9 protein-coding genes and 2 rRNA genes are annotated in these 17794 nt (G+C 61.8%); 7 read left to right on the top strand and 4 right to left on the bottom strand.

What is annotated here, in order from left to right; all coding sequences use genetic code 11:
• The first annotated feature begins 180 nt into the window (after positions 1–180).
• Both ACN9M3_RS30800 and rrf read left to right on the top strand, forming a co-directional pair.
• A 23S ribosomal RNA gene (locus ACN9M3_RS30800) occupies positions 181–3052 on the top strand.
• Positions 3053–3135: 83 nt separating this feature from the next.
• Positions 3136–3248 (top strand): 5S ribosomal RNA (gene rrf / locus ACN9M3_RS30795).
• 80 nt (positions 3249–3328) lie between these two features.
• Here the strand turns inward: rrf and ACN9M3_RS30790 are convergent.
• Positions 3329–4024, bottom strand: a complete 696-nt coding sequence (locus ACN9M3_RS30790) for a FadR/GntR family transcriptional regulator (RefSeq protein ID WP_426166194.1) — start codon at positions 4022–4024, stop codon at positions 3329–3331.
• A 108-nt stretch (positions 4025–4132) separates the two neighbouring features.
• Between ACN9M3_RS30790 and ACN9M3_RS30785 the strand changes: the two genes are divergently transcribed.
• The 5 genes from ACN9M3_RS30785 (at position 4133) to ACN9M3_RS30765 (ending at position 10807) form a co-directional block, all read left to right on the top strand.
• Positions 4133–4945, top strand: coding sequence for a (Fe-S)-binding protein (locus ACN9M3_RS30785; protein ID WP_426166191.1), 813 nt, complete (start codon positions 4133–4135; stop codon positions 4943–4945).
• Positions 4942–5643: a LutC/YkgG family protein gene (locus tag ACN9M3_RS30780; protein WP_426166188.1), complete on the top strand. Its 702-nt coding sequence runs from the start codon at positions 4942–4944 to the stop codon at positions 5641–5643. The genes ACN9M3_RS30785 and ACN9M3_RS30780 overlap by 4 nt, the downstream gene beginning before the upstream one ends.
• Positions 5640–7085, top strand: coding sequence for a LutB/LldF family L-lactate oxidation iron-sulfur protein (locus ACN9M3_RS30775; protein ID WP_426166186.1), 1446 nt, complete (start codon positions 5640–5642; stop codon positions 7083–7085). The genes ACN9M3_RS30780 and ACN9M3_RS30775 overlap by 4 nt, the downstream gene beginning before the upstream one ends.
• A gap of 70 nt (positions 7086–7155) precedes the next feature.
• On the top strand, positions 7156–8868 hold the full coding sequence (locus ACN9M3_RS30770) for a lactate permease LctP family transporter (RefSeq protein WP_426166183.1): 1713 nt from the start codon (positions 7156–7158) through the stop codon (positions 8866–8868).
• Positions 8869–9079: 211 nt separating this feature from the next.
• Positions 9080–10807 carry a M4 family metallopeptidase gene (locus ACN9M3_RS30765; RefSeq protein WP_426166181.1) on the top strand — a complete coding sequence of 576 codons (1728 nt, stop codon included), beginning with the start codon at positions 9080–9082 and terminating at the stop codon, positions 10805–10807.
• Positions 10808–10862: 55 nt separating this feature from the next.
• Here ACN9M3_RS30765 and ACN9M3_RS30760 read toward each other — a convergent pair whose 3' ends face one another.
• The 3 genes from ACN9M3_RS30760 to ACN9M3_RS30750 all read right to left on the bottom strand — a co-directional run bounded on the left by ACN9M3_RS30760 (position 10863) and on the right by ACN9M3_RS30750 (position 17699).
• Positions 10863–12740, bottom strand: a complete 1878-nt coding sequence (locus ACN9M3_RS30760; protein ID WP_426166179.1) for a reverse transcriptase domain-containing protein — start codon at positions 12738–12740, stop codon at positions 10863–10865.
• A gap of 307 nt (positions 12741–13047) precedes the next feature.
• The gene (locus ACN9M3_RS30755; protein ID WP_426319667.1) at positions 13048–14688 is read right to left on the bottom strand and encodes an SWIM zinc finger family protein; all 1641 of its coding nucleotides are present in this window, start codon (positions 14686–14688) and stop codon (positions 13048–13050) included.
• The gene (locus tag ACN9M3_RS30750; RefSeq protein WP_426319665.1) at positions 14685–17699 is read right to left on the bottom strand and encodes a hypothetical protein; all 3015 of its coding nucleotides are present in this window, start codon (positions 17697–17699) and stop codon (positions 14685–14687) included. The genes ACN9M3_RS30755 and ACN9M3_RS30750 overlap by 4 nt, the downstream gene beginning before the upstream one ends.
• Positions 17700–17794: the final 95 nt, after the last annotated feature.

Raw genomic sequence — 17794 nt, 5'->3', positions numbered from 1 at the left:
TGTTGTTAGGTACTGGTCAAACGTAAGCCTTCGGGTTTAGGTTTGAGTAGTAACGTTCTTTAACAATCTGGAAGAAGTAAAAGTTTTATTAAGCGATATCGAAAGATATTACTTAGGGTAGTAGTAAAACTCATCAAACACAGTAGTAAGTGCTTGAACTTATAGCCGTCAAGGTTATAGGGACAAGTGACTAAGTGCACATGGCGGATGCCTTGGCGATTACAGGCGATGAAGGACGTAGAAGTCTGCGATAAGCTTCGGGGAGCTGACAAACAAGCATTGATCCGAAGATTTCCGAATGGGGAAACCCGGCCTTATAGGTCATCACTCACTGAATACATAGGTGTGTGAAGCGAACGCGGCGAACTGAAACATCTAAGTAGCTGCAGGAAAAGAAATCAACCGAGATTCCCAAAGTAGTGGCGAGCGAAATGGGAAGAGCCTGTACGTGATAGTCGTTCTGATAGTGGAATCCTCTGGAAATAGGAGCCATAGCGGGTGATAGCCCCGTACACGAAATCAGAGCGGTGGTACTAAGCGTACGACAAGTAGGGCGGGACACGAGAAATCCTGTCTGAACATGGGGGGACCATCCTCCAAGGCTAAATACTCGTAATCGACCGATAGTGAACCAGTACCGTGAGGGAAAGGCGAAAAGAACCCCGGGAGGGGAGTGAAATAGATCCTGAAACCGTGTGCATACAAACAGTCGGAGCCTCGTAAGGGGTGACGGCGTACCTTTTGTATAATGGGTCAGCGACTTACATTCAGTGGCGAGGTTAACCAGATAGGGGAGCCGTAGAGAAATCGAGTCCGAACAGGGCGCCAGTCGCTGGGTGTAGACCCGAAACCAAGTGATCTATCCATGGCCAGGTTGAAGGTGCGGTAACACGCACTGGAGGACCGAACCCACTAATGTTGAAAAATTAGGGGATGAGCTGTGGATAGGGGTGAAAGGCTAAACAAACTTGGAAATAGCTGGTTCTCTCCGAAAACTATTTAGGTAGTGCCTCAAGTATCACCGACGGGGGTAGAGCACTGTTATGGCTAGGGGGTCATCGCGACTTACCAAACCATTGCAAACTCCGAATACCGTTGAGTGCGAGCTTGGGAGACAGACATCGGGTGCTAACGTCCGGTGTCAAGAGGGAAACAACCCAGACCGCCAGCTAAGGTCCCAAAGATTGGCTAAGTGGAAAACGAAGTGGGAAGGCTAAAACAGTCAGGATGTTGGCTTAGAAGCAGCCATCATTTAAAGAAAGCGTAATAGCTCACTGATCGAGTCGTCCTGCGCGGAAGATGTAACGGGGCTAAGCCAGTCACCGAAGCTGCGGATATCCGCAAGGATATGGTAGGAGAGCGTTCTGTAAGCCTGCGAAGGTGTCTTGTAAAGGATGCTGGAGGTATCAGAAGTGCGAATGCTGACATGAGTAGCGATAATGCGGGTGAAAAGCCCGCACGCCGTAAGCCCAAGGTTTCCTGTTCAACGTTCATCGGAGCAGGGTGAGTCGGCCCCTAAGGCGAGGCAGAGATGCGTAGCTGATGGGAAGCAGGTTAATATTCCTGCACCGTCGTATGATGCGATGGGGGGACGGATCGCGGAAGGTTGTCTGCCTGTTGGAATAGGCAGTTCCTGGTTCATAGAAGGCGCTTAGGCAAATCCGGGCGCGTAATTCAAGGGACTGGGACGAGCGAGCTTGCTCGCGAAGCAATCGGAAGTGGTTCCAAGAAAAGCCTCTAAGCTTCAGTCATACGAGACCGTACCGCAAACCGACACAGGTGGGCGAGATGAGTATTCTAAGGCGCTTGAGAGAACTCGGGAGAAGGAACTCGGCAAATTGGTACCGTAACTTCGGGATAAGGTACGCCTCGGTAGCTTGACCACTTTACTGTGGAAGGGCGAAAAGGTTGCAATAAACTGGTGGCTGCGACTGTTTAATAAAAACACAGCACTCTGCAAACACGAAAGTGGACGTATAGGGTGTGACGCCTGCCCGGTGCTGGAAGATTAAATGATGGGGTGCAAGCTCTTGATTGAAGTCCCAGTAAACGGCGGCCGTAACTATAACGGTCCTAAGGTAGCGAAATTCCTTGTCGGGTAAGTTCCGACCTGCACGAATGGCGTAACGATGGCCACACTGTCTCCTCCCGAGACTCAGCGAAGTTGAAGTGTTTGTGATGATGCAATCTACCCGCGGCTAGACGGAAAGACCCCATGAACCTTTACTGTAGCTTTGCATTGGACTTTGAACCAATCTGTGTAGGATAGGTGGGAGGCTTTGAAGTAGGGACGCCAGTTCCTATGGAGCCATCCTTGAAATACCACCCTGGTTTGTTTGAGGTTCTAACCTTGGTCCGTGATCCGGATCGGGGACAGTGCATGGTAGGCAGTTTGACTGGGGCGGTCTCCTCCCAAACGGTAACGGAGGAGTTCGAAGGTACGCTAGGTACGGTCGGACATCGTGCTAATAGTGCAATGGCATAAGCGTGCTTAACTGCGAGACCGACAAGTCGAGCAGGTACGAAAGTAGGACATAGTGATCCGGTGGTTCTGTATGGAAGGGCCATCGCTCAACGGATAAAAGGTACTCTGGGGATAACAGGCTGATTCCTCCCAAGAGTTCATATCGACGGGGGAGTTTGGCACCTCGATGTCGGCTCATCACATCCTGGGGCTGTAGCCGGTCCCAAGGGTATGGCTGTTCGCCATTTAAAGTGGTACGTGAGCTGGGTTTAAAACGTCGTGAGACAGTTTGGTCCCTATCTGCCGTGGGCGTTGGAAATTTGAAGGGGGCTGCTCCTAGTACGAGAGGACCGGAGTGGACGAACCTCTGGTGTACCGGTTGTCACGCCAGTGGCATTGCCGGGTAGCTAAGTTCGGAAGAGATAACCGCTGAAAGCATCTAAGCGGGAAACTTGCCTTAAGATGAGATTTCCCGGAGCCTTGAGCTCCTTGAAGGGTCGTTCGAGACCAGGACGTTGATAGGTCAGGTGTGGAAGTGCAGTAATGCATTAAGCTAACTGATACTAATTGCCCGTACGGCTTGTCCCTATAACCTTGACGGTTATGTAGCACTTACCGTGTTTGAGAACACTACCCCACTTTACTTCTTCCCGGATTGTTGACAAGTCATGCCTGATGACCATAGCAAGTCGGTCCCACCCCTTCCCATCCCGAACAGGACCGTGAAACGACTCTGCGCCGATGATAGTGCTGCAACCAGTGTGAAAGTAGGTTATCGTCAGGCTCTTATTAGAAAAGCCCGCCAGGCATGAATGCCGGCGGGCTTTTTGTTTTGCGCGTCCGATGGGTTACTGGTTGGACCAGTCAGGCCGCCTCCAGCTTGCCCGCCACGTAGTCGATATGCGCTTGCATCGCGGTGCGCGCCGCCTCGGGCTTGCGCGCGCAAATGGCCTGGCAGATTGCGCGGTGCTGCTGCAATAGCTGGCCGGATACCTCGTCATCCAGTGCCCGCAAATTGGAGCCATTCAGCGTAATGTGTTCGCGCAGTATTCCCAGCACGCTGGCATGCAGGTGCAGGAACATGCTGTTGTGAGATGCCAGTGCGATGGCCTCATGCAGTTCCGCGTCGAGTGCCGCTTCCTTCGCGGCGTGATCGTCCTGGCGCGCTTGCTCAAGTCCCGCCAGCAGGGCGCGAATGCCGGCATACTCTTCATCAGTACCGCGCAGTGCGGCGTAATAGGCCGTAGCGCCTTCCAGCACACGGCGAAACTCCAGCACCTCACTCAATAGCACCGGATGATCGACGACCAGTTGCGCCCACGGCGATGCGCTGCCGGTGCGTAGTTGATCGCCCACGAACATGCCCGCGCCAGGGCGGCTGCGCAGCAGGCCTCGTGCCACCATTCTTTGCAGCGCCTCGCGTATCGTATTGCGCGACACTGAGAACTGCTCGGCGAGCACGCGCTCGGACGGCAGCTTTGCGTTGGCGGGATAGCGGCCATCCAGCAGCGCCACTTCCAGTTGGCGTTGAACCTCTTCTACCAGCCCGCTTGTTTTCATCTTGGCGATCTCCTTTTGCGGCGCATGGTCCAACCAGTTTGCGGCGCCGCCGGCATGCGGGAATTATGGGACCTGTCGACGGAATAAGCAAAACAGAGGAGACGCGCCATGAGGCCCCGACACTACCCATCGCTGGCAAGCCAGCGCCATCAACATGTGTACCTGTTCGGTACCTGCGTGATCGACTTGTTCATGCCGGAAGCGGGACTCGATGCGGTACGCCTGCTCGAGCAGCAAGGCGTGACCGTGCACTTCCCGCGCGGCCAGAGCTGCTGCGGCCAGCCTGCCTACAGCAGCGGCAACCCTGAGCAGGCGCAAGCCGTGGCGCGCGCGCAGCTGGATTTGTTTCCGCAGCCATGGCCTGTCGTCGTGCCGTCCGGCTCTTGCGCGGGCATGATGCGACATCACTGGCCCGAACTGTTCAAAGATGATCCGGAGGCTGCCGCCAAGGCACGCGAGCTTGCAGGTCGGATCTACGAACTGAGCGAATTCCTGCTGCATGTACTGCACGTCGACTTCCAGGCTGCGCCTGCGCAGGGCGATGAAAAGGTGGTGCTGCACTCCTCTTGCGGCGCCCGGCGCGAAATGGGCACCAGGGAGCATGGCGTGGCATTGCTCGACTCCTTGCCTGGCGTGACACGCGTGGAGCACCAGCGCGAATCGGAGTGCTGCGGCTTTGGCGGCACCTTCTCGCTCAAGCATCCCGACATTTCCGGCGCGATGGTCGCCGACAAGATCGCTGCGGCCTGCGCGACAGGCTGCACGCGCCTGGTTTCTGCCGACTGCGGCTGCCTGCTGAATATTGGTCATGCGGCCCAGCACCAGGGAGCGCCGCTCAAAGTGGAGCATATGGCCAGCTTCCTGTGGCGGCGCCTGAACGGCCTTGCCGCCGCGCCGGAGCAGGGTGGAGGTGCGCAATGAGCAGCATGGGTAGCCGCGAGCGCATCCTGGGCGCCTTGCGCATTGCCGTGCCGGCCGCGACGCCGGACAGCCGCGACCTGGAGTCGCGCATCAGCCAGCATCATGCACATGGCGCCCTGCGCGCAGCCTCTCCGAAGCAGCGAGCGGACGTCATGGAGCGCGTCATGGCTTCGGTGCGCACGGAAGTCTGGCGCAGCAGCGCCGCGAAATGGCCCGCACTGTTGGCCGACAAGCTTGGGCGGGCCGGCGTGCAGCGCTTGCTGCTCGACCATGCCACAGCCGAAGGCACGGCGCTTGCCGCCGCACTGCCAGCCGGCATGCAGGCTCTCTCGTTCGCGCAGCCGCTGGAAGCATGGAAGGATTCATTGTTCTCCTCGGTGGATGCAGGCTTTACCGTGGCGCGTTCCGGAATCGCCACCACCGGCACGCTGGTGCTGGCGCCCGATGCGGGAACGCCGCGTACCGTATCGCTTGTGCCGCCGCTGCACGTGGCGCTGGTGTATGCGAGCACGCTGCATGCCGACCTGCATGCGGCCGTGCACGCCGAGCGCTGGTGCGCAGGCATGCCGACCAACCTGGTGCTGGTATCGGGCCCTTCAAAAACTTCGGATATCCAGCAAACCCTGGCCTACGGCGCGCACGGGCCAGCCGCACTGTGGGTGGTGATCGTTGATGACGACAGGGAGGTGCAGGCATGAACGCGCGGCCAATGCACTTTGTTTCGCCTGCCGATTTTCGTGAGCGGGTCAGCGGAGCCTTGCAGGACCAGGCCCTGCGCTCCAGCATGCGCGGCGCGATGGATTTCCTGCAGGCCAAGCGCAGCAAGCAATTCCCCGACGCTGGCGAACTGGAACAGCTGCGCGACCTGGGCGAAGCGATACGCCAGCATGCGCTGGCCAACCTGCCGGACCTGCTGGTGCAGTTCGAATCCAACCTGCAGGCGCTAGGCGTGCACGTGCACTGGGCCGCCACGGCGGACGAAGCCAACGCCATCATCCATGAAATCGCGCAGCGCCACGGTGCCCGCAGTATCGTCAAGGGCAAGTCGATGGCCAGCGAAGAGGTGGAACTGAACCACTACATGGCTGAACGCGGCATCGACTGTATCGAATCCGACATGGGCGAATACATCGTGCAGCTGGCGCAGGAAAAACCCTCGCATATCGTCATGCCGGCCCTGCACAAGACGCGCGCCGAGATTGGCGCCCTGTTCGAACGCCACCTGCCCGGCACGCCCTATACCGAAGATGTCGACACGCTGATCCTGGCAGGCCGGCGCAGCCTGCGCCAGAAATTCGCCGATGCGGATATCGGCCTGTCCGGCGTCAACTTTGCGGCAGCCGATACCGGCACCCTGTGGCTGGTGGAGAACGAGGGCAACGGCCGCTTGTCGACCACGGTGCCGGATGTGCATATCGCCCTGATGGGCATGGAGAAGGTGGTGGCGAGGCTGGAGCATATTGTGCCGCTGGCGAGCCTGCTGACACGCTCGGCCACCGGCCAGGCCATTACCACCTATTTCAACCTGATCACCGGTCCGCGCCGGGCCGGCGAACTGGATGGCCCACGCGAAATGCACGTGGTTCTGCTCGATAACGGCCGCACACAGGCCTATGCCGACCAGCAGTTGCGCGCCACCTTGCAGTGCATCCGCTGCGGCGCTTGCATGAACCACTGCCCGGTATATGAGCGGGTGGGCGGACATGCATACGGCACCACGTATCCGGGGCCGATCGGCAAGATCATCTCCCCGCATCTGCTGGGACTGGAGGAGACGGCCGACCTGGTGACAGCTTCCAGCCTGTGCGGCGCCTGTGCCGAAGTATGTCCGGTGCGCATTCCGATTCCGTCGTTGCTGGTACGGCTGCGCACCGAGGCGAACCGCGATCCTGCGCAGCAGGTCGAGCATCCCCTGCGCGGCCAGGGGGCCAGCTTCAGCCGCGGTGACCGGCTGGTGTGGCGCTTCTGGAGCGGCGCCTTCGCGCGCCCCTCGGCCTATCGCTGGTTCCGTTGGCTGGCGACCCGCCTGCGAGACTTCGCTCCGTCCTCCCAACTGGGGTGGACACGCCACCGTGCACCGCTGGTGCCGGCCAGGCGCAGCCTGTCCGACCTGTTGCGGAAAAGGGGGCAGGCGGAATAAGGATTGTTGCACCCATTACGGCGCCTGGCGCCGGCATAAGAAAAATTTCAAACCATTGGAGGAGAGTCAAATGCAAACCTGGAACCAGATCTATGCCCCGTTGGGCAGCTTGGGGCTGTCGGCCCTGGTCGCCGCCATTCCCATTCTCTTTTTCTTTGTCGCGCTGGCGGTCTGGCGCCTCAAAGGCCATGTCGCCGCCGCCGTGACACTGGCATTGTCGCTTGCGGTCGCGATTTTCTGTTATGGCATGCCGGTGCCGCAGGCGCTGGCTGCTGCGGGCTACGGCTTTGCTTACGGAATGTGGCCCATCGCATGGATCATTATCAGCGCGGTGTTCCTGTACAAGGTGGTTGAGCGTACCGGCCAGCTCGAAATCATCCGCGCGTCGGTGGTATCGATTACGGACGACCAGCGCCTGCAGATGCTGCTGATCGGCTTTTCCTTCGGCGCCTTCCTGGAAGGGGCGGCAGGCTTTGGCGCACCTGTGGCGATCACTTCCGCGCTGCTGGTTGGCCTGGGCTTCAATCCGCTGTACGCGGCCGGCCTGTGCCTGATTGCCAATACCGCGCCGGTAGCCTTTGGCGCCATGGGCATTCCCATTATCGTTGCGGGGCAGGTCACCGGCCTCGACGCGATGAACATCGGCGCCATGGCCGGCCGCCAGCTGCCGCTGCTGTCGCTGCTGGTGCCTTTCTGGCTGGTGTTCATGATGGACGGCAAGCGCGGCATCAAGGAGACCTGGCCCGCAGCGCTGGTGGCCGGCGGCAGTTTCGCCGTCACGCAGTACATCACCTCCAACTATATAGGCCCGGAACTGCCGGACATCACCTCCGCCCTGGTCAGCCTGGGCGCCCTGACCGGCTTCCTGAAGGTATGGCAACCCGCCAGCGCCAAGGCCGGGGCACGCAATACCATTTCGATGGGCGGCGGCACGGCGGCCATGTCGCCGTTCGGCGGTGCTGCGGCAGCGGGCACGCAGCCGCGCAGCCGCAGCCAATCGCCATACACCACCGCGCAAACGGTGCGTGCCTGGGCGCCATTCGGCCTGCTGACCGCCGTGGTGACGGTGTGGAGCCTGCCGCAGTTCAAGGCGCTGTTCGCTGCCAAAGGCGCATTGGCCGGCACAGTGCTGAAATTTCACGTCCCATACCTGGACATGATGGTGGTCAAGATGGCGCCGATCGTCGCAGCGCCCAAGGCATATGAGGCGGTCTTCAAGCTGGACCTGGTCTCGGCCGTCGGCACGGCGATCCTGGTTTCGACATTGCTGTCGATGGTCTTGCTGCGCTTTAGCCTGGGCAACGGCTTGCGGGCCTTGCGTGACACCGTCCTTGAACTGCGCCGTCCCGTGCTGTCGATCGGGCTGGTACTGGCGTTTGCGTTCGTCGCCAACTACTCGGGCATGTCCTCCACGCTGGCATTGGTGCTGGCCGGGACCGGCGCGGCCTTCCCGTTCTTCTCGCCTTTCCTCGGCTGGCTCGGCGTGTTCCTGACCGGCTCCGATACCTCGTCGAATGCCTTGTTCTGCTCCCTGCAGAACACCACCGCGCACCAGGTCGGCGTATCCGATACCTTGCTGGTGGCCGCGAATACCACCGGTGGCGTGACCGGCAAGATGATTTCGCCGCAGTCGATTGCCGTTGCCTGCGCAGCCACGGGCCTGGTCGGGCGGGAGTCCGAATTGTTCCGCTTCACGCTCAAACACAGTCTGCTGTTTGCCGCCATCGTGGGCCTGATGACGGTCTTGCAGGCCTATGTGTTCCCCGGAATGGTGCCGCACTGACGCGGGCCGCAAACTGGTCCAGGCCTGTCTTGCGAATGAAGGCAAGGCAGGCCTTTTTCTTTCGAAAGTCTCAAATACGACATACAACAGAAGGTTGTCTCAATTTTGTGCAAACGTTGACTAGCTCCATGCAACCTAGCTAGTGTTGGTATTCGAGCCGGAGAAACCGGACGACAAAACACAAGACAATCACGGGACTAATGGAGCAAAAATGAAGATTCGCAAGACCCTGATCGCGGCAGCGATCACCCTTGTAGCAGCACAGGCTGGCGCCGCCAGCATGATGGCCAGCCCAGTCGCATTCTCCGCCCAGGAAAAGGCACGCCTGCTGGCAACCCTGAACGGCGAGCGCGGCAAGTTCGGCCTGGATACTGACCACGGCTACAGCATCGCCTCCCAGCATCCGGGCGCTTCGGGCCAGGCGATCAGCCGCATGAGCCATACCTACAAGGGCGTGCGCATTTTCGAATCCGAGTCCGTGATCGTGACCGACAAGGCCGGCAGTATCGTTGGCGAATCGGTGACCGACCGCCGCGCCAGCCTGTCTGCCAAGCGCTTCGACGTGAAGCCAACCCTGTCGGGCAGCGCCGCCATTTCCAAGGCAATGGCAACCCTGCCGGCAGCCGCCAGCCACATCGACCCGCCGTCCGCTGAACTGATCATCTTCCCCGTCATGAAGACCGTGCGCGTTGCCGGCGCCGAAACCAAGGCCGAAGCCGACCTGAATGCACTGGACGTGAAAGACGTGGTGGGCAGCTACCAGCTCGCCTACCTGGTGAAGACCCGCATGACCAAGGGACAGGAAGCCGTTTTCCACAATACCATCGTGAACGCCAGGGACGGCAGCCTGCTGGACCAGTGGAGCATGGTGCAGAGCGTGGTCGGCACCGGCCATAGCCAGTACAACGGCGACGTGCCGATCCAGACCACCCTGTCCGGTACCACCTACCAGATGCTCGATTCCACCCGCGGCGTCGGCGGCCAGTTCGGCGGTGCTGCAATCACCAATGCCAACCACGCTTCGACTTCCAACCCGACTCCGGGCGTGATCTACACCAACAGCACCAACGTCTGGGGCGATGGCCAGAACTACATTTCCGGCGGCAGCACCACCAACGCCAACGGCCAGACCGCTGCCGTCAATGCGCTGTGGGGCTTGCAGAACACCTACGACACCATGAGCAATGTGCTGGGCTGGAAGTCGCTGGACGGTAACAACACCGCAACCTACATCGCCGTACACGTGGGCACCGCTTACGACAACGCCTTCTACACCGATTCCTGCAAGTGCATGTACATCGGCGACGGTTCCAGCTTCTACAGCCTTGGTTCGATCGACGTGATCGGCCACGAAATGGGCCACGGCGTGACCGCTGCAACGTCCAACCTGACCTACCGCGGCGAGTCCGGCGGCCTGAACGAATCTTCGTCCGACATCAACGGCGAAGCGGTGGAAGCCTACGCACGCAACGGCGGCACCGGCAGCGTTGTCAACGCCGGCAACGACTGGATGATGGGCAAGGAAATCTCGAAGACCGGTACCCCGCTGCGCTGGCTGTACAAGCCAAGCAAGGACGGCAAGAGCCCGAATGCATGGAGCACTTCCCTGAAGCGCCTGGACCCGCACTACAGCAGCGGCCCTAACAACCGCATGTTCTACTTCCTGGCCATGGGTTCGAGCTCGGTGTCCACCAGCGACTACTACTCCCAGTACCTGACCCAGGCCCCGAAGAACATGACCGGCATCGGCATCGACAAGGCATATCGCATCTGGTTCAAGGCCAACACCACCAAGCTGACTTCCGGCTCGACCTATGCTGACGCACGTGCAGCAGTCGTGGCAGCAGCGCAGGAACTGTATGGCGTTGGCAGCGTTGAGGCCAAGGCGGCCATGCGCGCTTACGCCGCGATCAACGTGGGTGCAGACGTCGCTGAATAAGCTGCGCGTCCCTGCATGAGAACCGCCAGGGTGACCTGGCGGTTTTTTTTTCGGCTTAAGCGTGCCGCAGCACGACCGTCGCAATCACCGCTACGAACATGGTGAAGAAATAGCGCGGCCAGCCGGCACTGAAATTTCGCCATGCCAGCACTGCAAGTACCACGGCGGCGACGAATGGAATCGGCGTGCGGAAGTTCAGGCACAAGGTCGTGGCGAAGTAGAGCTGGATGAGGATAGCCACCCATGGACGTCCGGTGAACATCCCGCGGCTTTCGCGCGTAGGAGGCTGCGGCGTGGTAGCCGGCCTTGCCGCCGGCCTCGAAGGAGAGCCTGTGGGCGCAGCAGGCTTTTGCCTTGCAGCGGCTTTTGCCTGCGTCAACTGCTCCTGCGTTTTCTCCAGCACGGGCGCAGCCGGTATTGCCGCTTGCCAGAAGCCGGCCCACGGTTCCTTGCCTTGCGCCGACAAAGCGCGGAAGCCGCTGCTGCGGCGGGCGACAGGTGCGCTTGCTGCCGGCGCTTGCGCAGTCCATTTCGCGCGGGCTGCCCGCACCTGTTGCAGTAACGGTGCCCCTTTCTCGGCGTCGACCATCTTGATGAACTGCGCGTAACCTTCGAGCGCATCGATCACGTTTTCATTGCCGTTCCATTGTTTGCCGGCCGGGCCGTCTTTTTCGACCTGGAACAGGGTCGCGCGGAAGCGGCGCAAGGTATCGCGGTCGAGGGACAGCTTCTTGTTGACCACGATGCCGGTCACGCTCTGGCAATGCGCATCGCTCATGACATGCTGCTTGTCCGGGTGAGGCGTGAAGCCTTCGTCGGCAATGATCTGCTTGACGCGCCATAGCAGCTTGCCGGCCAGCTTGCGCGCGGCGGCATCGCCGGAGAAGGTCAGGTCGTCGGCATAGCGGGTGTAGGTGAAGCCAAGCTTTGCGGCGCAGCTTTGCACGCGAGCGTCGAGACGCCGGCACAGGATGTTGGTCAGCGCCGGGCTGCTCGGAGCGCCCTGGGGCAGGGCGCGCTCGCCGGTGGCGACAAAGAATCTTTCGCCGTCCACGCTGACTTCTTCAACGGGCGTCTCCGTGCAAACCAGCCCGAGCGTGGTGGCCAGTTGTTCGCTGTAGCCCAGCTCCCTGAACACGCCCTTGATGCGCGGCAGGCTGATGGACGGGAAAAAATTCTTCAGGTCCAGGTTGATGACCACGGACTTGCCCACGTGGGGGTGGGCATTGCTGACAATCGAACGGCCTGGGATGAACCCATGCGCGGCAGGGTGCAGCGGCACCTTGGCCAGGATGTTGTCCAGCACCCAATACTGCAGGCGCTTCACGCGCGGCAGCGGCGCAGAGATGATGCGTTCGCCGCCGGTTTTCTTCGGCATGGCGAAGCGGCGATAGTGGCTGATGCGCGATACGCGGCGCTCGAAACTCAGGAAGCGCAGCTCGGGCAGCGTGATGCCCATGGCGGTTGCGAGTTCGCTCGCGTTGTTCATTGCAGGCAGCGACCAGCGCGCCAGTTTTTCGGCATTGCTCTCGGCGTGATTCAGGCCGGCGGAAACGCCTTCGCCCAGGTAGAGCAGTTCGGTGGACTGGCGCTGATGCCAGGCCGTCGCGCGTTCAAAACGTTCGCGCGCACGCTTCTGGCGGGTCTCTTCCCGCCGTTGCCGCGCTTTGGCCATGCGCTCCTTGCGCATCGCCTTGAGAGCCTGTTCCGGGTCCTGGATGGTGCGCAGTTCCTGGCCAAGGCGGTGCAGGGCGCTGCTGAGTTCAGCTTCACGCTTGACGACTTCTTCCAGTTCGGTAGGCTCGCCGGTATTGGCAGGCCAGAAGCCGAGGCGCTGCATCTCGCCCAGCACGACTTCCTGGCGCGAGCTGTTACGCAGGCGCTCCATCAATTCTGCGCGCGTGGTGACTGGGCTGGATTCGGTGGCGCTCATTGCATGGTCTCCTGGCGAGGCGAGCGCGAAAGATGCAGACACGGCGGGATTGTCATCGAAGAGCCTTTAAGACTGGGGCGCTCCACTCGATGCCATACGACACCGGTGCTGCGAATGGACTGCAGGGCAGTCACACCGTCTTGCGGCACCGGTGTCAGTATGGCACTGTGAAGAGCGTGCCAGTGGCGCATGGGAAGAGCTGAATACGTGAACGGCGATCCACCGTTCGGGTTGCAAGAGCCATCCCGCCGTGTTTGCTGGAACGAGTATATCAGTTCATTTGCTTTTTTCATATCGATCGTCATCCTCAAGCCGCCTGCTGCCGCGACATGCGCAGCGCGAGCATGTGCGCGCAAGGACCTTTGTGCATGCGGTTGAACGTGAAGAAGTTGCATTGGCAGGCGCCATCGACGATGCGTTCGTCGGCATCCAGCCGCAGCATGACCTGGTACTGGCGGTCGCCTTGCTTTGCCTGTGCGCTCAGGCGGATGCTGCCGTCTGCAACCGCTTCCACGGCGTGTCCGCTCATTGCATGGAGGGCGACCAGCTTCCGGGCCTCCTCCTCCTCGGGGCTGGCGAAACGCAGCGTGTCCAGCGGCAGCGGCTCGCGCGCCAGTTCGCGCAGGCGGTAGACTTCATTCACCAGGTCGTAGATCACGCGGCCGGCCTGGGTGTACAGGGTCAGCGCGCGTTCGACCAGCATGCGATCGAGGCCGGTGTCGAGCGACAACTGGGCGCTGGTGGCGAACCAGCGCTTGCCCAGCGCGGCAAAGACTTTTTTCTTGCTGTCGTTGTCGATCTCGCCGCGCGGCGCGAGCAAATCGAACTGGCCGGCATGCGACCAGTCGTTGGCGGTCCAGCCGGAAAGCCCAAGCGTGAACTGCATGCCGGGCATATTGGCGATCCAGAAGCTTGGCAGGCCGCTGCCCATCAGGTGCACAGTGAAGCTCTGGGCGACGGGAATCAGGCGCTCCAGCAGCATCAGGCGGCGGCGGCCCCAGACGCGAACTTCTTCCGCCACGTTGCCCTGATAGATGGAGCGGCGGCAAACCACTTCCTCGTTCCAAGGTTCGAACACCGCGCGCACCGGTTCTCCCGGCGCCAGCACGAAACGGATCGAGCGCGGACCGACGCGCTCCTTCTTGCGCCGCATCTGCAGGCAGAAGTTGTGCACGTCCATCGGGTGCAGGTCCAGCCGGCGCGCCACCATGTTCATTGCGCTGCTGACCTGCAGGAAGCCGCGCACCCAGGTGTCGGGCACGTCGATTTTCTCTTCGATGAATTCGGGATCGTCGGCGGTCTTGACCTGGAAGCCGCCCGGATCGATCGACAGCCTGGTGCTTTTGTAGTCGCGGATCTTCTGGAATTCGCCGTACAGGCTTTCCGAGTAGTCGATATTGGTGGTGCCGCAGGCGAAGTCGCCGATGTGGTCGAACACATTGTGGCTACAACTGAGCGAGGCGTAGCTCGATTCGTCGCGGCTGAAGCACTCGAAGAACACGCGGTCCGGATGCACGGTAATGACCGGGTCGAGCGCGATCCACAGTTCGCGGTTGGTCTGGTACAGGTAGTTGTAGTACCGCGCTTGCGCATCGTAGAAGGGCTTCATCAGCTTCGACTTGCGCTCGCGCAGCGCACGTATTTCAGCTTGCAGCGGCTGCAACTGCTCTTTCAGCTCGCTGCCGCGGGCCTGGAACTGCGCCAGCATCATGCCTTCGTTTTGCGCTACCCATTCCTTGTAGGCTGTCTTGTCCTTGGGCTGGTAGCGCTGGTCGGCGACCACGACATCGTGCAGGGCGGAGATCGCCTCGCGGAAAGGAATGTGCTTGTTGATGTCGGCGACGAAGTGGGTCGGTGCGCGCAGGGTATCCGGCACGAAGCGCATATCGGTCGACGCGGCGCTGTTGCTGACGTAGGTCTCGCCGTAGTAGCGGTACTGGAATCTCATGTCTTGCTTCCCCGGCCGGCGATGGCTGCTGGCGTATGGATCGTGATGGCTGCCGGCAGCCCGGGATAACGCTGCTGGATGGTGCGCAGGCCTTCGATGTATTGCGCCTTGTCGGCGATGGCGACTGTCAGCACCTGGCGTGCAAATACCCTGGCCACAAAGGCGGCGATTTCCTCCGACAGTTCGGCCTGCGCGCGCAGGAACGCCTGCACGCGGCTTTTCACGACGCGGCCGCGATTCACTTGCGACAGCACGCTGAGGAAGTAAGGTTCCATGCGCTGCAGCTTGTGCACGTCGCCGGCGCAGGCGCTTTCCAGCCAGGAGCTGACGAACAGCTGCATATTGGCGGAAGGGTGCTGGCTCAGCTTATCCAGCAGCTCGGTCACGTCGCCGACGTCGAAATGCCTGGTGATCATGGCGCGGCCGAAGCGTTGCGCCGCCGGGTCCTGGTGGTCGCACAGGTTTACCAGCAGCAGCGGCGTCCAGTCGTCGCGGGTGCAGGCCTCGGTAAAGAAGGCCGAGGCGAACTCGCGGCTGTCGTCGAAGCGGCTGTCGAAAATGCGCAGCGCCGCCTCCATCTGGCTGCGTACGCGCTGAGGAGCGGAACGATAAGCCTGGAAAGCCCATTGCCGCACGCTGGCCGTGGGGTTGCGCCCGAAAGCGGCCCAGGCCGCGACGTCAAACTGTTCGGGGCGGAAGCCGGGCAGCAGGCGCGCACCGAGCAGCTGGGCGCCTTTGCTGCGCGCAGCCAGCAGGCGCGCCAGCAAGGCGGTATCGGCCAGTTGTTCCTCATCCTTCAGGGGACCGGTGACCCAGGCCACCAGGTCGGCATGCATGCCTTCGCCGGTTTCGCTGCGGAACAGCGCGTCGAGCAGGCCGGCCAGCAGCGCCTGGCGGAAGCCGGCATCGGCGACGCTCAGGCGCTGGATGACCGGATCGACGCCGCGCCGTACGCTTGCCTCGGCGCTGGTGGCAAAGGCGATGATCAGCTCCGACTGCGCGCATAGCACCTGGTCCGGCAGCGTGCCGAACAGGCGTACCGCTGCGCCGCGCACTTCGGCATCTTCATCCTTCAGCAGCATGGCCAGCCTGGAGCCGGGCAGCATGCCGGTGGGCGCGGGATGCAAGATCAGCCATTGGCAGGCCAGGAGCCGCACCGCAGCCAGCGCGTGGCCAAGCAGTTGCAGCAGGCGTTCGTACGGTGCGCCTGCCGCGGCATCGCGCAGCGGATTCTCGATCAGCCAATGCAGGTCGGCTCCAATCGGCGGCACGGCGTTGCGCGCATCGTCGATGTCGGCGCAGTTGTCCAGCCAGTCAAGCAGTTGCATGACAATGGCCGGAGCCTGGCCTGGCAAGGTCGCAGCGACCTGGCACAACATGCGGCCCTGGCGGCGTACCGCCTCCAGCGGAGCGCAGGCGATGGTCGCGACCAGCAGCGGGTCGGCAGCGTAGTTCAGCGGGTCGCGCACGATGCAGTCCAGCGCGTATTGGGTCGCTTCCGGCAAGGTGCACTGGATCAGGAGCAGCAGCCACTCGGTTGGCGGAATGCCCGGTTCGAAGCGCTGGCGCGCCACCTGGAAGGCAAAGCGTGCCGTCGACAGGTAGGGGCTGCGCAACAGCTCGCGGATCACGTCCGGCTCCAGGGCGGCGCAGAAGGCCTTGTTGTCGGCCAGCGCGCGCGCCGCGAATTCGTGCACGCCGGCGCAGCGGCTTTGCTGCATCAGCGAGAGCAAGGCCTGCGGCTGCGCATCCCACAGCTCGGGGAAGGCTTCCTGGCGCCTGTCGTCGGGCTGGATCGGGTGCGGCTGGTACCAGCTCGTGCCCGGGCGGTTGCTAAGCCAATGGCCGCGCGCGCGCAGCATGCGGTTGAAGACCATCCAGTAGCTGTAGCTGTCGTAGAAACGGCCACCGCGGGCGCTTGCCTGGCCGGCGTCGCTGTCATCCATCGCAGCCAGGACCCCGAGCGCCATGCGGACGTAGGCCGCGTCGCCGTCCTCCGCAAGCCGGCGCAATGTGCGCCAGCCGCGGCGGCGCAGGTAGTCGCGCGTGCGCAGGCCGTAAGCCACTTTGCTGTCGGGACGCGAGGCTTCCTCCGCGTACTTGACGTAGGCGCGGCGCACATAAATCCACTGGCTGCTGCTGGTATGGGTATCGGTGTCAAAGCGCTGCTGGATCAGGCCCCACAGCTCGGCATCGCCGGCCATCTCGGCTGCCTTGTAGATATGGCGCACGGCGCGGAAAGTCCCGGCGCGCAGGCGCATCCGCTTCAGGTGGGTGCGCAGCAGGCGGCGCGCCATCGGCTGGCTGAGGGCCACCTGGTGCAACTGCTCCAGCCAGTCCGACTTCGACAGGCCTTGCCACTCGTCGTCGCCGGCGGCAATCGACAGAAATTTTTCTTCATCCTGCTGGTCCCAGGCGTTGCGCAGGACTGCCGGCCAGTCGGCCAGCAAGCGGGCCGCGTGCGCCTGCAGTGCGGCGCCGTCGGCCAGCATCAGCCAGGCTTGCAGGGCGATGCGGCGCACGGCATCGCTGCGGCCGCGCGCGTGCAGCTCCTGCATGGCGACGGCGGCTCCGGCATCGCCGCAGCGGCCGATCGCCCAGGCCAGGCAGTAATCCTGCATGACGTCGCCGCGCGCTATCAGGTCGACCATGGCGGGGACGGCGCCGCGCAGGCGGCGTTCGCCGATGCGCCAGATGACCCGGTTGCGGTGGTGCTGGTCCAGCTTTTTCCAGTTTCCCGCTTGCAGTTGCTGCAGCAGCGCGACGGCGGCAGGATCGGATGGCGTTTGCGCCGGGGCTGGAGCGGATACCGCGCTTTGCGGCAGGGCCGGTTCGGGCGCGGTTGCCGGGTCGACGAAACCTTGCGCAGCGCGTTCGATCAGCGCCAGCTCAAACAGGGTTTCGGCGGCTTGCCAGTCGACCGGCTGCGGAGTGCGCGTGCTTTCGCGCCACTCTTCGCCGGTGCGGCCCTGGCGCAGGTTGACCAGGTAGCGGCCAGGAGATCCTGCCACTGCGCCCGCCACTTCGCAGAGCTCAATCTCGCAATGGATGGTGGCGTCTTTTTGCCTGCGAACCAGGCTGCTTTTCCGAATCAGCTTCACTGTAG

Source organism: Pseudoduganella sp. R-43, from assembly GCF_049913255.1.
Lineage (GTDB): Bacteria > Pseudomonadota > Gammaproteobacteria > Burkholderiales > Burkholderiaceae_D > Rugamonas.
The sequence above is the reverse complement of the archived record's forward strand: the minus strand, read 5'-3'. Positions and strand labels throughout refer to the sequence as shown.